Origin of the sequence: Anoxybacillus sp. FSL W8-0104 (genome assembly GCF_038004465.1) — a bacterium.
Lineage (GTDB): Bacteria > Bacillota > Bacilli > Bacillales > Anoxybacillaceae > Anoxybacillus > Anoxybacillus flavithermus_G.
Window position 1 is genome coordinate 2,643,008 of the sequence record NZ_JBBOQU010000001.1, and the last position, 18,204, is coordinate 2,661,211.

General features: G+C 44.3%; 22 protein-coding genes. All 22 read right to left on the bottom strand.

Features of this window, described 5'->3' with window-relative positions; translation table 11 throughout:
- Positions 1 to 194 precede the first annotated feature (194 nt).
- Positions 195 to 959 (bottom strand): tyrosine-protein phosphatase, encoded by a 765-nt coding sequence (locus tag NST18_RS14100; protein WP_064213970.1) that lies wholly within the window; start codon positions 957 to 959, stop codon positions 195 to 197.
- A gap of 130 nt (positions 960 to 1,089) precedes the next feature.
- Complete coding sequence (locus NST18_RS14105) at positions 1,090 to 1,791, bottom strand: CpsD/CapB family tyrosine-protein kinase (RefSeq protein ID WP_035018994.1); 702 nt, start codon at positions 1,789 to 1,791, stop codon at positions 1,090 to 1,092.
- Positions 1,781 to 2,521 carry a YveK family protein gene (locus NST18_RS14110; protein ID WP_004892946.1) on the bottom strand — a complete coding sequence of 247 codons (741 nt, stop codon included), beginning with the start codon at positions 2,519 to 2,521 and terminating at the stop codon, positions 1,781 to 1,783. Before NST18_RS14110 ends, NST18_RS14105 begins: the two co-directional genes overlap by 11 nt.
- A gap of 302 nt (positions 2,522 to 2,823) precedes the next feature.
- Positions 2,824 to 3,222, bottom strand: a complete 399-nt coding sequence (locus NST18_RS14115) for a hypothetical protein (RefSeq protein ID WP_004892947.1) — start codon at positions 3,220 to 3,222, stop codon at positions 2,824 to 2,826.
- Positions 3,223 to 3,360: 138 nt separating this feature from the next.
- Positions 3,361 to 3,591 carry a hypothetical protein gene (locus NST18_RS14120; protein ID WP_004892949.1) on the bottom strand — a complete coding sequence of 77 codons (231 nt, stop codon included), beginning with the start codon at positions 3,589 to 3,591 and terminating at the stop codon, positions 3,361 to 3,363.
- A gap of 66 nt (positions 3,592 to 3,657) precedes the next feature.
- The gene (fabZ, locus tag NST18_RS14125; protein ID WP_004892954.1) at positions 3,658 to 4,086 is read right to left on the bottom strand and encodes a 3-hydroxyacyl-ACP dehydratase FabZ; all 429 of its coding nucleotides are present in this window, start codon (positions 4,084 to 4,086) and stop codon (positions 3,658 to 3,660) included.
- Positions 4,087 to 4,170: 84 nt separating this feature from the next.
- Positions 4,171 to 4,383 (bottom strand): DNA-directed RNA polymerase subunit beta, encoded by a 213-nt coding sequence (locus tag NST18_RS14130; RefSeq protein ID WP_004892959.1) that lies wholly within the window; start codon positions 4,381 to 4,383, stop codon positions 4,171 to 4,173.
- A 14-nt stretch (positions 4,384 to 4,397) separates the two neighbouring features.
- A complete protein-coding gene (locus NST18_RS14135; RefSeq protein WP_004892961.1) occupies positions 4,398 to 5,222 on the bottom strand; it encodes a flagellar hook-basal body protein in 825 nt (274 codons plus the stop codon).
- A gap of 10 nt (positions 5,223 to 5,232) precedes the next feature.
- Positions 5,233 to 6,021, bottom strand: coding sequence for a flagellar basal-body rod protein FlgF (gene flgF, locus NST18_RS14140; RefSeq protein WP_064213969.1), 789 nt, complete (start codon positions 6,019 to 6,021; stop codon positions 5,233 to 5,235).
- Positions 6,022 to 6,107: 86 nt separating this feature from the next.
- Complete coding sequence (locus NST18_RS14145) at positions 6,108 to 7,112, bottom strand: rod shape-determining protein (RefSeq protein WP_064213968.1); 1,005 nt, start codon at positions 7,110 to 7,112, stop codon at positions 6,108 to 6,110.
- 90 nt (positions 7,113 to 7,202) lie between these two features.
- The gene (gene spoIIID, locus NST18_RS14150) at positions 7,203 to 7,466 is read right to left on the bottom strand and encodes a sporulation transcriptional regulator SpoIIID (RefSeq protein WP_003396966.1); all 264 of its coding nucleotides are present in this window, start codon (positions 7,464 to 7,466) and stop codon (positions 7,203 to 7,205) included.
- A 222-nt stretch (positions 7,467 to 7,688) separates the two neighbouring features.
- Positions 7,689 to 8,483, bottom strand: coding sequence for a M23 family metallopeptidase (locus NST18_RS14155; RefSeq protein ID WP_231110082.1), 795 nt, complete (start codon positions 8,481 to 8,483; stop codon positions 7,689 to 7,691).
- A gap of 74 nt (positions 8,484 to 8,557) precedes the next feature.
- Complete coding sequence (gene spoIID / locus NST18_RS14160; protein WP_064213966.1) at positions 8,558 to 9,544, bottom strand: stage II sporulation protein D; 987 nt, start codon at positions 9,542 to 9,544, stop codon at positions 8,558 to 8,560.
- A 96-nt stretch (positions 9,545 to 9,640) separates the two neighbouring features.
- Entirely contained in the window at positions 9,641 to 10,939 is a 1,299-nt protein-coding gene (murA, locus tag NST18_RS14165; RefSeq protein WP_064213965.1) for a UDP-N-acetylglucosamine 1-carboxyvinyltransferase, read from the bottom strand.
- A gap of 31 nt (positions 10,940 to 10,970) precedes the next feature.
- Positions 10,971 to 11,666: a YwmB family TATA-box binding protein gene (locus NST18_RS14170; RefSeq protein ID WP_004892978.1), complete on the bottom strand. Its 696-nt coding sequence runs from the start codon at positions 11,664 to 11,666 to the stop codon at positions 10,971 to 10,973.
- A gap of 82 nt (positions 11,667 to 11,748) precedes the next feature.
- The gene (locus NST18_RS14175) at positions 11,749 to 11,979 is read right to left on the bottom strand and encodes a DUF1146 family protein (RefSeq protein WP_164875846.1); all 231 of its coding nucleotides are present in this window, start codon (positions 11,977 to 11,979) and stop codon (positions 11,749 to 11,751) included.
- A gap of 57 nt (positions 11,980 to 12,036) precedes the next feature.
- Positions 12,037 to 13,539, bottom strand: a complete 1,503-nt coding sequence (gene nuoN / locus NST18_RS14180) for an NADH-quinone oxidoreductase subunit NuoN (RefSeq protein ID WP_004892980.1) — start codon at positions 13,537 to 13,539, stop codon at positions 12,037 to 12,039.
- Between the two features lie 4 nt (positions 13,540 to 13,543).
- On the bottom strand, positions 13,544 to 15,055 hold the full coding sequence (locus NST18_RS14185; protein WP_004892981.1) for an NADH-quinone oxidoreductase subunit M: 1,512 nt from the start codon (positions 15,053 to 15,055) through the stop codon (positions 13,544 to 13,546).
- Positions 15,055 to 16,911, bottom strand: coding sequence for an NADH-quinone oxidoreductase subunit L (gene nuoL, locus NST18_RS14190; RefSeq protein WP_004892983.1), 1,857 nt, complete (start codon positions 16,909 to 16,911; stop codon positions 15,055 to 15,057). Before nuoL ends, NST18_RS14185 begins: the two co-directional genes overlap by 1 nt.
- A 58-nt stretch (positions 16,912 to 16,969) precedes the next feature.
- Positions 16,970 to 17,281: an NADH-quinone oxidoreductase subunit NuoK gene (nuoK, locus tag NST18_RS14195; RefSeq protein WP_004892986.1), complete on the bottom strand. Its 312-nt coding sequence runs from the start codon at positions 17,279 to 17,281 to the stop codon at positions 16,970 to 16,972.
- Positions 17,278 to 17,787 (bottom strand): NADH-quinone oxidoreductase subunit J, encoded by a 510-nt coding sequence (locus tag NST18_RS14200; RefSeq protein ID WP_004892987.1) that lies wholly within the window; start codon positions 17,785 to 17,787, stop codon positions 17,278 to 17,280. Before NST18_RS14200 ends, nuoK begins: the two co-directional genes overlap by 4 nt.
- Positions 17,784 to 18,203, bottom strand: coding sequence for an NADH-quinone oxidoreductase subunit NuoI (gene nuoI, locus NST18_RS14205; RefSeq protein WP_003396988.1), 420 nt, complete (start codon positions 18,201 to 18,203; stop codon positions 17,784 to 17,786). Before nuoI ends, NST18_RS14200 begins: the two co-directional genes overlap by 4 nt.
- Between the last annotated feature and the right edge of the window lies 1 nt (position 18,204).

Genomic DNA, 18,204 nt, shown 5'->3' on the forward strand with positions numbered 1-18,204 from the left:
AAGGTGGCAAGACCGTCATCGTCCCCACCCACAGCACAGCCGAGTGCCTCCGTTGATAACGGTAAGGAGACATCACCGAAACATGTAGACGACCGTCATTCGGTGTCTATCGAAAAAAGAAAGCTGATATCGACAAACGTACGAAACCAGCAAAGCATAACTAATCCACACGATGTATTGGGAACATATAAAACTTAGAAAATACCTAAAAACTTCTTCTTCTTAATTCGCTCTGGTGCATCTTTATACAACGTCTCGTTCGCGACAAGCAGTTCGGCGTTTTCACGGAAAACGTATACTGCTTGCGAGCCGAACTGTTTTTGAATGACGTCGTACGCTTCACGCATATAGAATGCCCGTGACGTCGTATTATGCGCATCCGATGCGATTAAATGAGCTAAGTTCGCTTCGATGATTTGCAAGGAAAAATTCTTAATTTTTTTGCCGAACTTACCAGCAATACTTCCCGCAGTCAGCTGTGTCAATGCTCCTTTTTTCACAAGGTCATATAGCTTCGTTGGGTGCTCGATCAGCTCGCTATTTCGCTCCGGATGGGCGATAATAGGGACGAGACCTTGCAGCTGAATATCGAACAACAACTGCTCGGTGTAACGCGGAACGTGATTGCTTGGTAGCTCGATTAAAACGTACTTCGTTTCTGCGAGAGGTAAAATATCACCGTCTCGATAACCGTCTAGCCATTCCCCATAAATGCGTACTTCTTGCCCGGGTAAAACAGAAAGGGGAATGCGATGGTATTGCAACGCTTCATTCAATGCATAAACGTGTTCCATAATGGACGATTTATCGTTTTCAAACGCTCCATTGCGGTGATGGGGGGTGGCGATGATTGTTGTAATTCCCTCCGCAACAGCTGCTTTTGCCATCTCAATTGCATCAGCGAGCGTTTTCGCCCCGTCATCGACAGACGGCAAAATATGACTATGAACGTCAATCATCACAATCCCCCCTTTGATCTATCGACATGAAAGAAATTTTTCTCATATTTTTCGACAATTTCCTCGTATGTAATTCATACTAACATAGGAAAATCGTATTACGCAATATACAATTTTTGTCGAATATTGTCTATTTGTTGCCATAGTAATAGTAATAGTTGCTTTCTTTTTGTTTCTTTTGGTTTAGCACGACACCGAGAAGCTTTCCTTTCGCCGCTAAAAGGAGTTCTTTCGCCTTTTGTGCAGCTTCAATTTCTGTCTTTCCACTATGGACAACAAGAATCGTTCCATCACATTGATTCGCTAAAATTTGCGCATCTGTCACCACTAAAACGGGCGGTGTATCAAAAAGAACAACATTAAACTGATCATACGCTTCCGCTAATAGTTCTTCCATTGTGGCTGAGCCGAGCAATTCAGCTGGGTTTGGCGGAATCGGACCGCTCGTTAACACGAATAAGTTTTCCACATCCGTTTCTTTCACCGCTGTTTGAAGTGTAGCTTGTTTCGTTAATACGTTCGTTAAACCGATGTAGTTATCTTTTCGAAACGTATAATGGACTGTCGGTTTGCGTAAGTCGGCATCAATAAGAAGCACTTTTTTTCCTTGTTGCGCAAAAACGACCGCTAAATTGGCAACGGTTGTTGATTTTCCTTCTGCAGGGGCAGAAGAGGTGACCATAATCGAGCGCAACGGTCGATCAGCGACAGAAAATTGAATGTTTGTTCGAATCGTCCGATATTGTTCAGAAATTGGTGACTTCGGATTTGTTTTTGTAATGAGTGAGCGCATCGTCCGCTCAAATACTTGCTTTTTCTTTTTAAGAACCAATCGTCTCACCTCGTACTTGCTTTTTCGCTTGTAACGCTTTTGCTTCTTTTCCTTCTTCATCAATTGTTGTGACAGCTCCTAGCACAGGTAGCTCAAGCAATTTCTCGACGTCCTGTTCGTTTTTAATCGTATTATCTAAATATTCAAGTAAAAATGCTAAACCAACACCTGTCATCATGCCAACGACGAAAGCGATCGCCATATTGAGTAGCGGCTTTGGTTTCACCGGAACCGGCTGTTCTTTTACTTCTGCCTTTGCTAAAATGTTGACGTTATCAACGTTCATAATTTTCACGATTTCACGTTGAAATACGTTTGCGACGGTATTGGCAATATCAGCCGCCATATGCGGATCGGGATCTTCGACTGTTACGTTCACGACTTGCGAGTCTTTTTCACTTGTGACGTTAATTTTTTCATTAAGCTCTTCAATCGACATATTTAAATCGAGTTCATCTTTTACAATATCTAAAATGGCTGGGCTTTTCATAATGACGTTATATGTATTAATAAGCTGCAAGTTCGTTTGAATTTCGTTAATATTGTAAATTGGCTGTTCACTTTTCGCTTGGTTCACTAATAGTTGCGTCGATGCTTGATAAATCGGCGTCAACACAAAATAGCTGACAATCCCACTTATCATCGTGGCGATGACGGTCATTGCAATAATAAGCCAGGCACGTTTGCGCAACGTTTGAAATAGTTCTCGTAAGCTAATCGTCTCTTCCATAGTTTCCTCCTAAACACTCATTTTTCGACAAGCATTCGACTAATTCCATTATAAATAGACAATCTATAATTCTCTACCCTTTTTTGAAAAAAAAATTACAAATAAAAACCAGCAGTTTCTTTTTCTGCCGGTTTAATGAATCATTTCGCCATCTTCACTTTCTTGTCCTAATACTCGCTTCGCTTCATTGATCATGTCGTACATTTCTTGTACCGTATACTCACGATTTGGCAACGGTTCGTCATACGCTTGATAATATAAAATTTCTGCTAGTTTTCGTTGTTTGATGCTCGCTCGTTTCGTCAGCTTTTCTTTTTTTTTAATTCATGTTGGAGACGTTCGATATGATATTTTGCTTCTAGTTTACAGCCGTAAGGGAAATCATCGATGCCGAGCCGTTCAACGAGACGGTTAATTTCGGCAATTTGTTCGTCCGTTGGAGGTTCATTGACGAGCTGGTCAATAATTTCGTTAATGCGGTCGGCAAGTTGTTCATGAAAGTGTGGGTTTGTTTTAATCGTATCGTCTAATTCCGCAAACCATGTCGCTTCATTGTATAAATAATGACGCCATTGTTCCATGAACGCTGCAGCATCATATTTTGTTTCGTCCCAGCCGATTGTTGCCATATATTGTTCAAACACTTTTTTAATCGACAGCGTGATGTTCATCTTGATGCGATGAGGAAGCTGTTTTAACATATACAAAAACCCTCCATATAATAATCGTCAACCGTTAATGTACCATAAAAAAAGAATGTTGACAAAGTTGTTTTATAACTTTGTTACGTATTATAGGAAAGGAGGGAATAAAAAAACGTAAGAGGAATCCTCTTACGTTTATTCGTCCGTATTGTCTGCGTCATTCATATCTTCTGCATCTTCAACGGCGTCTTCTTCATCTGGCACAGCATCGTCTTCATCGTCGCCGACGCCTTCATTTGTATCTTCGCCTGGTTGCATTTCTTCTTGATTGTTCATATCGTTATCGGTATCGTCGTTATTGCAACCGGTGACGACCATGATGGCGATGAGCGCGCTAAGTAGTTTGAGTAGCCATTTTGCTTTCATCGTTCGTCTCCTTTCTGTCTTATATGTAATCACCTATAACATGCCCAGAAAGGAGACGATTATGCATTATTTTTCACCGAGCGCAAACATGATTTCTGTTTCGCATACGAGCTCACCATCGACTGTGGCGATGCCTTTTCCTTTGCCAATTGCACCTTTAAAACGAATCATTTCGACTTCTAATCGTAATTGATCACCCGGCTTTACTTGTTTTTTAAATCGGCAGTTATCGATGCCTGTGAAAAAGGCGAGGCGACCGCGGTTTTCTTCTTTCATTAACATCGCGACAGCTCCCACTTGCGCAAGCGCTTCGACAATTAATACGCCAGGCATGACGGGATAGTCAGGAAAATGACCGACAAAAAATTGTTCGTTTGCGCTCACGTTTTTCATGCCGACGGCGCGTCTTCCTTCTTCGACTTCAACAATGCGATCAACGAGTAAAAACGGATAGCGATGTGGAATAATTTGTTGAATTTGTTGAATATCAAGCATGCATTGTTCCTCCTTTATAAAAAAACGGAAGGATCTCCCTTCCGCCTTTTTTTCAATGTATCACGTTTTGAAGTGGTCTGTCCACTACTGTTTTTCGATTAAATCGACAATATGTTGCCACGTCGCTGGCTTTAACGCATCCCATGCGTTTCCTTCGCCAATTACACCGTAGCCGACCATCGCTCCGATCATCCCACTTAACAGAACGAGAACGAACACGATCACTAAACGAAGCCAAATCGGAATAAGGCGACGGCGCGGACGGCGAAGCGAGCGTTTTTGTTTTTTTTCTTCCATAATGATTTCCCTCTCTACGAACGAATGCCGTTAATAATCCCCATCATTTGATCCGATAGCGTAATCGCACGAGCGTTAAGCTGATATGACCGTTGCGTAATCATCAGTTCACTCATTTCTGTCGCTAGCTCCACGTTTGATTGTTCTAGGGCGTATTGTTGTAATGAAATGTCGTTGCGATTATTGCCAGCTAAGTTGATTGTTGCGTCTTCCACATTGAGCCCATTTGGAAAAGCAAAACGGTTATCGCCAAGCGCTTGCATAAGTTGCGGACGGGTGATATATGATACCCCGATGTTTACCGTCTGCATGATGTCTCCGTTTGGCGCAATGAATTGCATCGTGCCGTTTTGGGTGACTTGAATATCTTTAAAACCGTCGCGGACAGTAATCGGCTCGTCGTTTTCATTTAGCACCGCGTAACCATCAGCTGTTACAACCATAAGTTCGTTTGGATTGTTCACCGACGGGCTAAGGTAAAACGCACCATCGCGCGTATATTGAATGTCGCCATCGACGGCGATGCGGAAAAATTGCCCTTCTTTCGTTAAAGCAAGGTCTAATGGACGATCTGTTTTTACGATCGAACCTTGTTTCATTTGCATATAGGTGGACGCAACTTTTGCGCCGACACCGAGGCGGACACCTGCTGGCGTCAGACGAGGCGCTTCGTCCGTTTTTGGCAAGTTCGTAAACTGTTGGGCAAGCAATTCACCAAATACGGCATCGCGTTTTTTATATCCCGTTGTATTGACGTTGGCGATATTATGGCTAATGACGTCTAGTTGTTGTTGTAGTTGGTTCATCGTGTTGGCGGCAGTAATCATTGACCGAAGCATCGTCATCCCCCTACCTTAAGCGGCCGATTTCGTTTGCCGCTTTGTCCATACTTTTATCATATGCTTGTAAAATTTTTTGGTTCGCTTCAAACGCTCGGTAAGCTGAAAGCATATCTGTCATCGCACGAGACAAATCGACGTTTGAACGTTCCATATATTGTTGACGAATTGTATACGTGTCAGCAGGCGGAAGTTCTTGTTCGGCTCGAAATAAACCGTTCCCTTCTTTCGTAAGCGTTTGCACATTTTCGGCATAAGCGATGCGAAGGCGAGCAATTTGTTCGCCGTCTTTTGTGATCGTTCCGTCTTCAAGTACAGTAAACTGTTCATCGCCCACTTGAATACGGTTGCCTGTTTCATCGAGCACGTACAAGCCGTCTGTCGTCGTTAAAAAACCATCGGCATCAATTGTAAAGTGACCGTTTCGTGTGTAGCGCACGTCGCCGGCTTCATTTTGTACTGTAAAAAACGATGTGCCTGTCCCATCGACGATCGCCATGTCGGTGTTGTTTCCTGTTTCGCGTATATCTCCTTGCGCAAAGTTCGGCACAAGTTCTTGCACGTACACCCCTGTCGATAGCGGACCAATGTACGTCCGATCGCGCCATGTGAGTTTTTTTTCTGTCGGAATCGTTGTTTGTTGAATGCGGTGCATTAGCATCTCTGGAAAGGCTCGCAACGATGCTTGATCAGCTTTGTAGCCCGGCGTATTCGCATTTGCGATATTGTTCGTCATCATCTCGATGCGGCGTTGTTGTGAAAGCATGCCTGAGACTGCTGTATATAGTCCGCGAAACATAAAACTCCCCCTCACCGTTTTTACACTACTTTCATTATAAAAGAAATGTGGGGAAAAAGCGAATAGGTACCATTTCCCAATGGTACCTATACGGGTTGACGATATGGAGCTTTGTCGATGTTATCAAGCATTAATCCTGTGCCGATCGCTACACAGTCCATCGGATTTTCCGCAATAAAGACCGGTACTTTTAATTCTTGCGCAAGCAGTTGGTCGATGCCGTGAAGCAATGCCCCACCTCCTGTTAAGAAAACGCCGCGGTCAATAATGTCGGCTGATAGTTCTGGCGGTGTGCGCTCAAGGACGCTTTTTGCTGTTTGGACGATCGTATATACCGTTTCGCGTAGCGCCTTTTCAATTTCACCGGAGCGAATCGTAATCGTTCTTGGTAAGCCTGTTACTAAATCGCGGCCGCGAATGTCCATCGCTTCATCGCGCGCATTCGGGAAAACAGTCGCGATATTGATTTTAATTTCTTCCGCTGTTCGCTCACCGATTAGTAGTTTATATTCTCGTTTAATATAACTTAAAATTTCTTGGTCAAATTTATCGCCCGCTACTTTAATGGATGCGGATGTGACGATATCACCCATCGATAATACGGCAACGTCCGTTGTGCCCCCACCGATGTCGATCACCATGTTTCCTGAAGGCTGGAAAATGTCCATTCCCGCACCGATCGCTGCCACTTTCGGCTCTTCTTCTAAATATACCTTTTTGCCTCCGCTTTTTTCCGCTGCTTCTTTAATCGCTTTTCGTTCGACGGACGTAATGTTTGTTGGACAGCAAATTAAAATGCGCGGTTTAGCAAACCATCCTTTTAAATTGAGTTTGCTTAAAAAATGTTTTAGCATCGCTTCCGTAATTTCAAAATCTGCAATGACTCCGTCTTTTAACGGACGAATGGCAACAATATGCCCAGGCGTGCGCCCAACCATGCGCCACGCTTCTTCCCCTACCGCTAACACCCGCTTTGTATGTTGATCAATCGCAACGACGGAAGGTTCGTTCAATACGATGCCTTTCCCTTTTACATAAATCAACACGTTCGCCGTGCCGAGATCGATGCCGATATCCCTTGCGAAAAACATATATGTTCCTCCTTGCCATTTCTCCTAATAAAATATTCTACCACAACGATAACGAAAAAGAGTACATTTTTCGCAAGGGGAACGAGAAATTTACGTCGCTTGCTCGGTTTCTTTTTTATACTTTTTCTTCGTTGCTTCTCCTCCACGCAAATGGCGAATGGATTTATGGTAATCTAAAATTTCTTTTACTTCATTCGCTAATTCGGGGTTAATTTCCGGGAGCCTCTCCGTTAAGTCTTTATGCACGGTGCTTTTAGACACACCGAACTCTTTCGCGATGACGCGAACGGTTTTTCTCGTCTCCACGATATACTTGCCAATCTTGATTGTACGCTCTTTGATGTAATCGTGCACACTGCTCGCCCTCCCTAAGTTGGATGTGAGAAGTGTGAAATGAGACGTATAAGGCGTTGATCGCAGTGGCGTTTACTCGCTCATAACAAAGTCGTCAAGCTCATCTATTAATCGTTCATCTCACCTCAAACACCCTCGTTGTTCAAGTTTGTAATAGTGTATTAGGAAGGAAGAAAATATATGCCATAAAAAAGCGAACAGATGAGCATTTTGCCCATCTGTTCATGTTCTTGCCATTCCGATCGAAGCATCTGGAACAGTGCTTGACGGATCGTCTTCTTGTTCATTTGTTTTGTTTTGATTTGTTTCTTGTTGTTCCGCTTGTTGCTCCGTTGTTTGTTGTTCTTTGTTTTCTAATGCGCTTAGCGGTTGATCGAAGTAAGCGACTGGGTTCACCGCTTGCCCATCTTTGCGAATTTCAAAGTGAACGTGAACGCCTGCTTCTTTATTGAACTCGTTTGTGCCCGCTTTTGCGATCACTTGTCCTTGTTTTACTGTATCGCCTGTTTTCACCTGTACGTCTTTTAATGATTGATATACCGTTACAACGCCGCGATCGTGTTGAATATGAACGATGTAGCCGAAGAGCGGATCTTTCTCCGCTTTAATGACCGTTCCGCTTAACGATGCGGTCACATCAAAGCTTTCGCCGTTTTTCATCGCGATGTCGACACCTTTGTTCGGATAATATTCATCATTATAAGAGACGAGAGCAGCTTCTTGTTCTTCGGCTGATGCTTGAAAATCGTAAAATGGTTTAGCGATTTCAACAGCGTTTGGATCAAGGACAGGCATAATGATTTGTTCAACCGCTTGTTGTACCGGAACAGATTCTTGTTCATTCACCGCCGTTCCTTGTTCTGTTTGCTCGTCGGCAGGCGGCTGGACGATATCGTTTGTTTTGTTTTGGAACCAAAGCACACCTGTTAAAATGAGCGCGGCGCTTAACAAATAAACGGAAGGAACAACCCAACGTTTACGGAACAACTTTGAAACTTTTTTGTTTTCTTCTTTCATGTTCATCACCTCAGCAACCATTGTGAACAGAAAGAAGCGCATTTATACACGTAAAAATAAAAAAATTTGCCGCTTCAAAATTTTGAAGCGACAAGTGAAAGATCGTGAATTTGTACCCCTTGATAATAATATGTGACAATCTCTTTATACGTTTTTCCTTGTTTCGCTAAAAAGTTCGCACCGTATTGACTCATCCCGACGCCGTGACCGTATCCTTTTGTCGTAATGACGATGTTATTTCCTTTCCTCTCCCACGTAAAATCAGTTGATTTTAACTGCAGCTTTTCGCGCACGTCACGGCCAGTGAGCTGTTTCCCGTTAATATCAACAAGAGCGACGCGTTTTCCCGGCGTGCGTGCAAGCACTTTGCCAACGGATCCGTCTTTTGGCAGTTTCACACCGAGCCGTTGTTCAAATTCGCGAACGGATATTGTCATTTGTTCGTAAAACTTTGGCGACTGTTCATCCCACGGGCTTTCAACGCTCGTTAAATACGGAAACGCGTTTTGCCAATACGCTTCTGAGTTTTCCGTATAGCCATTGCTTGTCGAAAAAAACGCCGCTTCAATCGGCTCGTTGTTGTACGTTAAAATTTGCCCTCTCGTTGCCTCGACCGCTTCTTTAATTTTTTTCATTTTCCATTCGTAACTCATGCCCCATAGTTGTTTTAACTGTTCTTCGTTATAATACACTTGATGCATGACCGTATCGGTGACGTTCGCCCCTTCTGGCAGTTCAATCGTCTGTTTATGCATAAGCTGTTTAACAATGTACGTCCTTGCGGTAAGCGCTTGTGCTTTTAGCGCTTCCATTTCAAATTCCGCTGGCATTTCTGCCGCTACGACGCCGATGACATATTGTTCAAGCGGAAGCCGTTCGACTTTCTTTTCTTTACTTCGGTATACCGCCACTTCCACGATCGGTTCATCGCGCGCTTGAACGTGCTTCGGTTCGGCCGAAAGGGGTATGCTCTGCTTTTCCCCAAACGCTAAAACGACTAACGCAGGAATAAGTAAAATAAGTGTAAATAGTGTTATTGTTGCGATGATCCATTGTCGCAATCCGATCCCCCCTTTGTCATTACTAAACTGTATGCGAGGGGACAAGCATATATGCAAAAAACGACCATTCGCCTCCGCAAACGGTCGCTTTTATGTTCATCCAACGTCTGTCATTTGTGTTTGTGCCGTATCGACATCCTCGCGGACACGCTCGATGTCAGCACCTAGAGCGGCTAACTTTTCATGAAAACGAACGTAACCGCGATCTAAATGCTTCAGCTCCGTTACGCGCGTATATCCTTCCGCCGCTAGCCCGGCTAAAATAAGCGCAGCAGCTGCACGCAAGTCCGTTGCGGCTACTTCCGCCCCTTGCAAGTTGCATGGGCCATTAATGATGACCGAACGGCCTTCAATTTTCATGTCAGCATTCATGCGACGAAATTCTTCGACGTGCATAAAGCGTTTTTCAAATACCGTTTCGGTTACCATGCTTGTGCCTTCTGCTTTCATCAATAGCGCCATCATTTGTGATTGCATATCTGTTGGAAAGCCGGGATGCGGCATCGTTTTGACGTCTACCGCTTTTAATTTGTCTGGCGCAATGACGCGCAAACCGTTATCTTCTTCAACGATCGTGACACCCATTTCCTCGAGCTTTGCGATTAACGACGTTAAATGTTCTGGCACCGCACCTTGTACAAGGACGTTTCCGCCTGTAATGGCAGCGGCAATCATAAACGTTCCGGCTTCAATGCGATCAGGAATAACTGTATGCTCGGCACCATATAATGTAGTAACACCGTCAATGCGAATCGTGCCTGTTCCAGCCCCGCGCACTTTCGCACCCATGGCGTTTAAAAAGTTTGCCAAGTCAACGATTTCTGGTTCTTTCGCACAGTTTTCAATGATCGTTGTGCCTTCAGCTAACACGGCCGCCATCATAATGTTTTCCGTCGCACCAACGCTCGGGAAGTCTAAATAAATTTTCGCACCGCGCAATTTTCCATTCACTTCTGCGTCGATAAAACCGTTGCCGATTTTCACCGTTGCACCCATCGCTTCAAATCCTTTTAAATGTTGGTCAATCGGTCGTGAGCCGATCGCACAGCCGCCCGGTAGCGCCACGCGCGCGCGGCCTTTACGCGCAAGCAACGGTCCCATCACTAATACAGATGCGCGCATTTTTCGTACATATTCAAAAGGTGCTTCAATCGTTAGCTCTCCAGATGCATCAACGACAATTTTGTTGTTGCCAACCGTTACGTCCGCTTGTAAATGACGCAACACTTCACTAATCGTATATACATCGGAGAGTTCAGGTACATCGTAAATGACGCTCTTTCCTTCACTCGCTAATAATGTTGCGGCGATGACAGGCAACACAGCGTTTTTCGCACCTTCCACTTTCACTGTGCCACTCAACCGCTTCCCGCCGCGGACGATGATTTTTTCCAAGGCATTCCCCTCCGCGTCCAAAGTCTCTATATTAATATTCAGATGTAATGATTGGGGTGCCAATGACAACGGTCGTTCGCGCGCCCAATCCGTTTTGTCGTAACGCCAGTTGAAGATTCATTTGTTGTTGTCCGACAGAAAGTGATGTCTTCCACTGCTCAGTATATGCTGAGAGGGAGACAAATGTCTCTTCACGCAATGATTCGATCGGTTGCGCTTGAAATGAAGCAAGCAAGCGAACCGCCTTGTCAAACAAAACACCTTTCATCTTACCATCGAATTCCCCTGTAATACAAGTAAAAAATGTAGGTTTTTCGAATAATTTTGTCGTTTGTCGGACGAGCGTGCGTTCGAGTTGTTTATTCCACGTTGAACCGGTTGCTTCGTATAAAACAAGGACAGCTGGATGATGAGCGTTCGTGATAAGTTGAATCGTTTCAACGTAAGCGGAGGTTTCACGTTTGCCAATCATCTTGTGCGGTTCAACCGTCCAACGAAAAGAGGACCATGTTCTCACGTATTGTTGGATCCAGTTGTGAGGGTCTGTCGTGAGCACTTGCTCTTTGGCGTAGACGTTCCATCGTTTGAGGTAAATATGATGAGCGTCAAATACGCCGAGCATGTCGTTTATTTTCGTTATTTCTCTTTCGACACGTTCACCATCATACATCCGATAACCACTTAATAACAAACAAAAAATAACAAGTGCCAACCATCTTTTTCTCATCTTTTTTCCCCTTCCTCTCCTTAGCTTTATTGTTGCCAGATCGGAAGGGAACATACGTGAAAAAAATCGACAACGCTCGCGTTTAAAGTAAAAATGGCAACTGACGCGACCAGCGTAAATAATCTAAAAAGAAGTTGCTCACTAATGAGCCAATAGCAATCGTAATTAAAATGTAAAAGACGCGCGCTTGAATGATACGATTTGGTTTGAAAATGACTTCAAGTCGAACCGCTTGTAACGTCCACCACGTCACCGTAATAAAAAATAAATGAGAAAGTAAACTAATTAACGCCTCTTGTCCAAATACTTCCACGTTTATTCCTCCTTTCACAAAAGAAAATGGAAGGGTAAACCCCTTCCATTATACGTCTTATTGAAGAAAATCGCTAAAATGTTCAAACGGTGCAAGGAAATCGTAAGCGATGTTTGGAAACACCCCTAATAAAACGGTGCCGATGACACAAATAACGACAACCGCAATGACCCCAGGTGGCCACTCTAATCGGTGCGTATGTTCGACTGGTCGGAAAAACATTTGGACGAAAATTCCAAAGTAATATACGTAAGAGATGACCGTTGTGATCACCATAATCGACGCGAGCACATAATGAGCAGGCTCGACGATAAACGCCCCGAGGAAAATATTCATTTTCCCGATAAATCCAGCTGTCCCTGGGATACCTGCAAGCGATAGTAAAAAGATTGTCATCGCAATCGCCATAAGCGGCGAGCGGCGGTACAAACCGGCAAATATGCTTATATCTTCATCATCATGATGTTGAGAAACGACTTGCAAAATAGCAAATGCACCGATCGTCATAAATACATATGCTAATAAGTAAAACCAAATCGCTTCAAACATAAACATCGACAAGCTCGCAAAAGCAACTAATACATATCCAGCATGCGCCACGCTTGAATATGCGAGCATACGCTTCACGTTTCGTTGTCGAAGGGCAATCGTATTGCCGATAATCATCGTTGCTCCTGCTAAAAAAGCGATATATGGCGCAAGCGTCATCAACATGGAAGCGGAACTTCCGGCTGGCGTTTGCGCAAAGACGGAAACAATGACGCGCAACACGATGACAAATCCAGCTGTTTTAGAAACAACGCTTAAAAACGAAACAACGGGCGTCGTTGCACCTTGATATACATCAGGCGCCCACATATGAAACGGAGCGGATGCTAATTTAAACGATAATCCAACAAACGTGAGCAAAAAGGCGAGCGATAAAACGTATTGATGATTTTCATCGGACGTACTCGCAAGTTGTACGGCAATTTCTTTTATATTTGTCGACCCGGTAAAGCCAAATATGTAGCTCATTCCGAACAACGTAATGGCTGTTGCGATACTTCCTGTAATGACGTATTTCAACGCCGCTTCATTCGCTAACGTATGTTTTTTCCGAATGGCGACGAGAATATAAGAGGAAATCGACAATAGTTCAAGACCGACAAACAATGTAATGAGATCGCCGCTTGATGCCATCATCATCGCGCCGAGAAGCGCCGTTAAAAATAAGTAATAAAATTCGCCACGGTAGGCGATGCGCTCATTCGGTTCGTAATGAATCGCAAGAAGTAACACGAGCGCACTACCGATGAGCAATAACGCTTTAAACGATTTCGCAAACGAATCGAGGCGAAACGTATCATCTAAAATGGATGTAACATCACTCGTCCATAACCCAAGCAACGATACGAACGAAACGGCGACGCCAACGAAAGCAAATAAGCCAAGCAGCTGCCGATTGCGATTTTCTGGAATAAATAGGTCGATGAGCGAGAGCGCGACGGCTACGCCGAGAATAATAAATTCCGGCATCATGACGCCCCATTGATAACTAAGTAATGTTTCAAAATCCATCTCATCAACCCCCTAACCCGTTCATCATCGTTTCAATCGTCGTCTGCAGCGGCATCGCCAACACGTTCGGATATACCCCGATGATGATAATGAGTAACAGTAAACTAATGGCTGGCACCCATTCGATACCACGTAAATCGCGAACGCTCGTCACCGCTGTTTGCCCAAACGTCATATGAAGTACAGCTCGCAACAAATATACCGCGGTCATAATAATACCGAGCGTACCGATCGCAGCGAGCCAAGGCTCGGCTTGAAATGCACCAACGAACGCCATAAACTCGCTAATAAATCCTGACGTCCCCGGCAACCCAAGCGAAGCCATCGCTCCAGCAAGAATAAATCCTGATGCATACGGCATCGTCTTCGCTAACCCTCCTAAACGAGCAAGCGTTGTTGTACGCGTTCTTTCGTACATGACCCCGACGAAGAAGAATAAGAACGCCGCGATAAATCCGTGTGACACCGCTTGGAAAATAGCTCCTTGTATTCCTGCCTCGTTTAGCGAACCAAGACCGATCAATACAATCCCCATATGTGACACACTCGAGTAAGCAAGTACCATTTTAAAATCGGTTTGTCTAAGTGCTAAAAACGCACCATACAATAAATTTACAACTCCTAAAACGATGAGCCATGTCGAAAATTGCTGGAATTGCCCAGGAAATAATCCGAGGGCGATACGAACGAGACCAAAAGCACCAATTTTCAACAAAACCCCTGCGTGCAGCATGACGACAGACGGCGGCGCTTGTACGTGCACGCGCAACATCCAACGATGGAGCGGCACGATCGGCAATTTTACCCCAAATGCAACAAGCAAGGCGATAAACAATCCGTAACGAAGATCGTCGGAAATTGGCGAAATCGTTTGTACCGATGAGTTAGTTAATATGTAACGCAACTCTGCTATATTCGATGTACCGGTACGTGCAAACAATACCGCAATGACGATCAATAAGACGGCTGAACCAAGACCGTTATAGATTAAATAGCTGTACGCTGCTTTTTCTTTTTCGAAATATCCCCATTTTCCGATTAAGAAAAACATCGGAATGAGCGTCAATTCGAAAAAGATGAAAAAGAGAACGAGGTTGCTTGCCGCAAATACGCCGAGCATACCGATTTCAAGCAGTAAAAATAGTTGAAAATATCCTTTCCATTCTTTTTGAATAGACGTAGAAGCAATCGCCGCAAGCGTCGCTAAAATTGTCGTTAACACGATCATCACGAGCGCAAAACCGTCGACGTGCAGTTCGTACGCGACCGTAAAATCCGTTTCTTTCAAAAACGGAAACTCGCCAAATTGAATCCACGATCGCTTTTCCGATAACTTGCTTATATCATAGCCGTTTCGATATTGCCAAAACGCAAACAGCGATAAACATAACGATGGCAGCGTCGCTAACACGCCGAGCCATTTGATCGCTTTTTCTTGTTCTTTCGGAAAGAGCGAAAGAACGAGTATGCCTAAAAGCGGGGAGAAAATTAAGAGCGATAAAAAGTATGGCTGCATTATAAATACCCCCCTGTCACCGCAAAAATGACGACGAGAATCGCTAAAGCGACAATCGTTACTGTGCCGTACATTTGTACTTGACCGTTTTGTAGACGCGAACCGATTCGTCCGATACCGCGCGTAGCTGCTGCAAGCGACCGAGCTATTCCTTCGACGAGGAAACGATCGATGTATTCAAACAACAAGCTGATGAATGCGGTCGCGCGCGTGACAGTCAGTCCGTAAAACTCGTCGACGTAATATTTATTCATAAGCACGTTGTACGTCATTGGGAAACGTGACGATAGCCAGTCGCGCGCAATCGCACGTTTGCCATATATGAGCCACGCAAAAGCCATGCCACATAAAGAAACAACAGTCGCAACAATCATAATCCAGCTCGGTCCTTCCGCATGTGCATGCCAGTTCGTTCCTTCCGTCAACCATTCGCCTAAAAACGCTCCCCACGGTGTTTGGACGTAGCCAGAAACGACAGCAAGCACGCCGAGCACAATCATCGGAAGCACCATAACCATTGGTGATTCGTGAACGTCGTGGACGTTCGTTCGCGCTTCCCCTGCAAATACAAGGAAAAATAAGCGGAACATATAAAACGCTGTGAAAAAGGCCGCAATAACAGCAACAACAAATAGACCGACATGTCCGTGCGTCCACGTGGCAATTAAAATTTCATCTTTGCTGAAAAAGCCTGAGAACAACGGAAACCCGCTAATCGCTAACGTTCCGATTAAAAAGAGTGGAGCGGTCCATTTCATTTTTTTCCATAATCCGCCCATTTGTTCAATGTTTTGCGTATGCACCGCATGAATGACGCTACCTGCAGCTAAAAAGAGGAGCGCTTTAAAAAAGGCGTGCGTCATTAAATGAAAGACACCTGCAACATAACCTGCGGAACCGAGCGCTAACATCATATAGCCAAGCTGGCTGACGGTGGAATATGCAAGCACGCGTTTAATGTCCGTTTGCACAAGACCGATCGATGCCGCAAAAATAGCGGTAAATCCTCCAACGTAAGCGACGGTCGTCATCGCTGTTTCACTCGCTTCATAAAGCGGGAACAATGTCGCCACTAAATATACCCCAGCCGCGACCATCGTTGCAGCGTGAATTAACGCTGATACAGGCGTTGGACCTTCCATCGCATCCGGAAGCCACGTATGAAGCGGAAATTGACCTGATTTTCCGACAGCGCCAATAAAAATAAGAATGGCGCTTAACGTGATGATTGTAGTCGATATATTTCCGTTTTGTAACGCGGCAAAAATGGCTTCATATTCAAAGCTGCCTACTTCAAGGAATAATAAAATCATGCCGATCAGCAAGCCGACATCCCCGATGCGCGTCATAATAAACGCTTTTTTCGCTGCAGCTTTTGCTTCTTCTTTGTAAAAATAAAATCCGATCAATAAGAACGAGCCGAGACCGACAAGCTCCCAAAAGATATACGTTTGCAGTAAGTTTGGTGATACGACGAGCCCGAGCATCGCAAATGTAAACAAGCCTAAATATGCGTAAAATACCGGAAAGCGCTCATCACCGTGCATATATCCTTTCGCATACGTATGTACGAGAAAACTAACAAGCGACACAACAACGAGCATTAATGCATTTAATGCGTTCACTTCAAAGCCGACCGTTATATCCACATCCCCGATTGTTAGCCATGTGTATGCTTGTTTATATGTTGATGCCGTCCATCGCTCATACAACGTTCCGAGAGCCAAAACGAGCGAAAGAAACGTCAACAACATCCCGACATACGCGCTTCGTTCTTTTAACTGCTTGCCAACGACAAGCAGCACAACAAACGATACGAACGGAAAAAGCGGTATGAGCCATGCGTTTTCCATCATCGTTCAATCATCCCCTTTTTCAGGTGCATTTATATATAACCCCTTTGTTTCCCATCCTTTATCGTTTCATCGAATCGACTTCATCAATATGAATCGTTTTGCGATTGCGGTATAGCGCAATTAAAATGGCTAATCCAACCGCTGCTTCTGCCGCTGCAACAGTAATCGTAAAGAGCGAAAACACTTGCCCTGTAATGCCTGGGTTTACGCCGTACTTGCTAAATGCGACTAAATTGACGTTTACAGCATTTAACATAAGTTCAATGCAAATGAGCACGATTACTGTATTGCGTTTTGTTAGCGCCCCATACAACCCGATGCAAAATAACAGAAGCGCAAATACGAGATAGGCGGATAACGGTACGCTCATTCTCCCGCCTCCTTATCATCTTTTTTCGCTAAAATGACCGCGCCAACGAGAGCAACGAGCAATAATACAGATGTCAGTTCAAACGGAATGACATATTTCGAATACATCGCAATTCCGATTTGTTCCGTATTTTTGTCATGAAGTCCAACCGCTTCCGTACCGAAATCAAGCGTGCGAATGCCGATGTACATAACCGCACCGAATGCTACCGTACCGAGCAACGCGAGCGCTTTACGAAGCGGGCTTCCTGTCGATTGTCCGTCATCTTGGTGGCGCGTCAACATAATGCCAAATAACATAATGATTGTAATGGCGCCAGAGTAAATAAGCACTTGAACAGCTGCGACAAATTCAGCTGATAAAAGTACGTAAATGCCGGCGAGACTGACGAACGTAAATACAAGGGCGACGACCATATGGACGACTTTGTTTAAATTTAACATAAAAATGCCGCCGCCAAGCGCAATGAGCGCAAGAACGAAAAACGCAATATATTGTCCACTCATGGCTTATTCACCTTCCGCACGTTCGTATCGTTTTCATCAAGCCACGTTAAATCTTTAAATAACTCATCGCGGCTATATTCCGCTAATTCAAAGTTGTTCGTCATGACAATCGCCTCTGTTGGACACACTTCGGTACATAAATCGCATAAAATGCAAATTTCAAAGTTAATGTCGTACGTATCAATAATTTTTCCTTTTTTCGTCGGGTCCGGATGCTTTTTGCCCGTCAATTGAATACAGTCGGTCGGGCAAATGTTTGCGCACTGGTTGCAAACGATACATTTTTCCGGATAAAACTTTTGAATGCCGCGAAAGCGATCCGGAAGCGGAAGCGGTTCATTCGGATAATCGTACGTCACTTTTTCTTTTGTTAAGTTTTTCAGCGTATACGCTAATCCTTTCATTAAACCGAGCATT

Excerpts from the sequence above, each read along its gene's own strand:
- NST18_RS14100 (WP_064213970.1), bottom strand. The coding sequence starts at position 959 with ATGATTGACGTTCATAGTCATATTTTGCCGTCTGTCGATGACGGGGCG.
- NST18_RS14110 (WP_004892946.1), bottom strand. The coding sequence starts at position 2,521 with ATGGAAGAGACGATTAGCTTACGAGAACTATTTCAAACGTTGCGCAAA.
- NST18_RS14115 (WP_004892947.1), bottom strand. The coding sequence starts at position 3,222 with ATGTTAAAACAGCTTCCTCATCGCATCAAGATGAACATCACGCTGTCG.
- NST18_RS14120 (WP_004892949.1), bottom strand. The coding sequence starts at position 3,591 with ATGAAAGCAAAATGGCTACTCAAACTACTTAGCGCGCTCATCGCCATC.
- fabZ (WP_004892954.1), bottom strand. The coding sequence starts at position 4,086 with ATGCTTGATATTCAACAAATTCAACAAATTATTCCACATCGCTATCCG.
- NST18_RS14130 (WP_004892959.1), bottom strand. The coding sequence starts at position 4,383 with ATGGAAGAAAAAAAACAAAAACGCTCGCTTCGCCGTCCGCGCCGTCGC.
- NST18_RS14135 (WP_004892961.1), bottom strand. The coding sequence starts at position 5,222 with ATGCTTCGGTCAATGATTACTGCCGCCAACACGATGAACCAACTACAA.
- flgF (WP_064213969.1), bottom strand. The coding sequence starts at position 6,021 with ATGTTTCGCGGACTATATACAGCAGTCTCAGGCATGCTTTCACAACAA.
- NST18_RS14145 (WP_064213968.1), bottom strand. The coding sequence starts at position 7,112 with ATGTTTTTCGCAAGGGATATCGGCATCGATCTCGGCACGGCGAACGTG.
- NST18_RS14155 (WP_231110082.1), bottom strand. The coding sequence starts at position 8,483 with ATGAAAGAAGAAAACAAAAAAGTTTCAAAGTTGTTCCGTAAACGTTGG.
- NST18_RS14170 (WP_004892978.1), bottom strand. The coding sequence starts at position 11,666 with ATGAGAAAAAGATGGTTGGCACTTGTTATTTTTTGTTTGTTATTAAGT.
- nuoN (WP_004892980.1), bottom strand. The coding sequence starts at position 13,539 with ATGGATTTTGAAACATTACTTAGTTATCAATGGGGCGTCATGATGCCG.
- NST18_RS14185 (WP_004892981.1), bottom strand. The coding sequence starts at position 15,055 with ATGCAGCCATACTTTTTATCGCTCTTAATTTTCTCCCCGCTTTTAGGC.
- nuoL (WP_004892983.1), bottom strand. The coding sequence starts at position 16,911 with ATGATGGAAAACGCATGGCTCATACCGCTTTTTCCGTTCGTATCGTTT.
- nuoK (WP_004892986.1), bottom strand. The coding sequence starts at position 17,281 with ATGAGCGTACCGTTATCCGCCTATCTCGTATTTGCGCTTCTGTTATTT.
- NST18_RS14200 (WP_004892987.1), bottom strand. The coding sequence starts at position 17,787 with ATGAGTGGACAATATATTGCGTTTTTCGTTCTTGCGCTCATTGCGCTT.
- nuoI (WP_003396988.1), bottom strand. The coding sequence starts at position 18,203 with ATGCTCGGTTTAATGAAAGGATTAGCGTATACGCTGAAAAACTTAACA.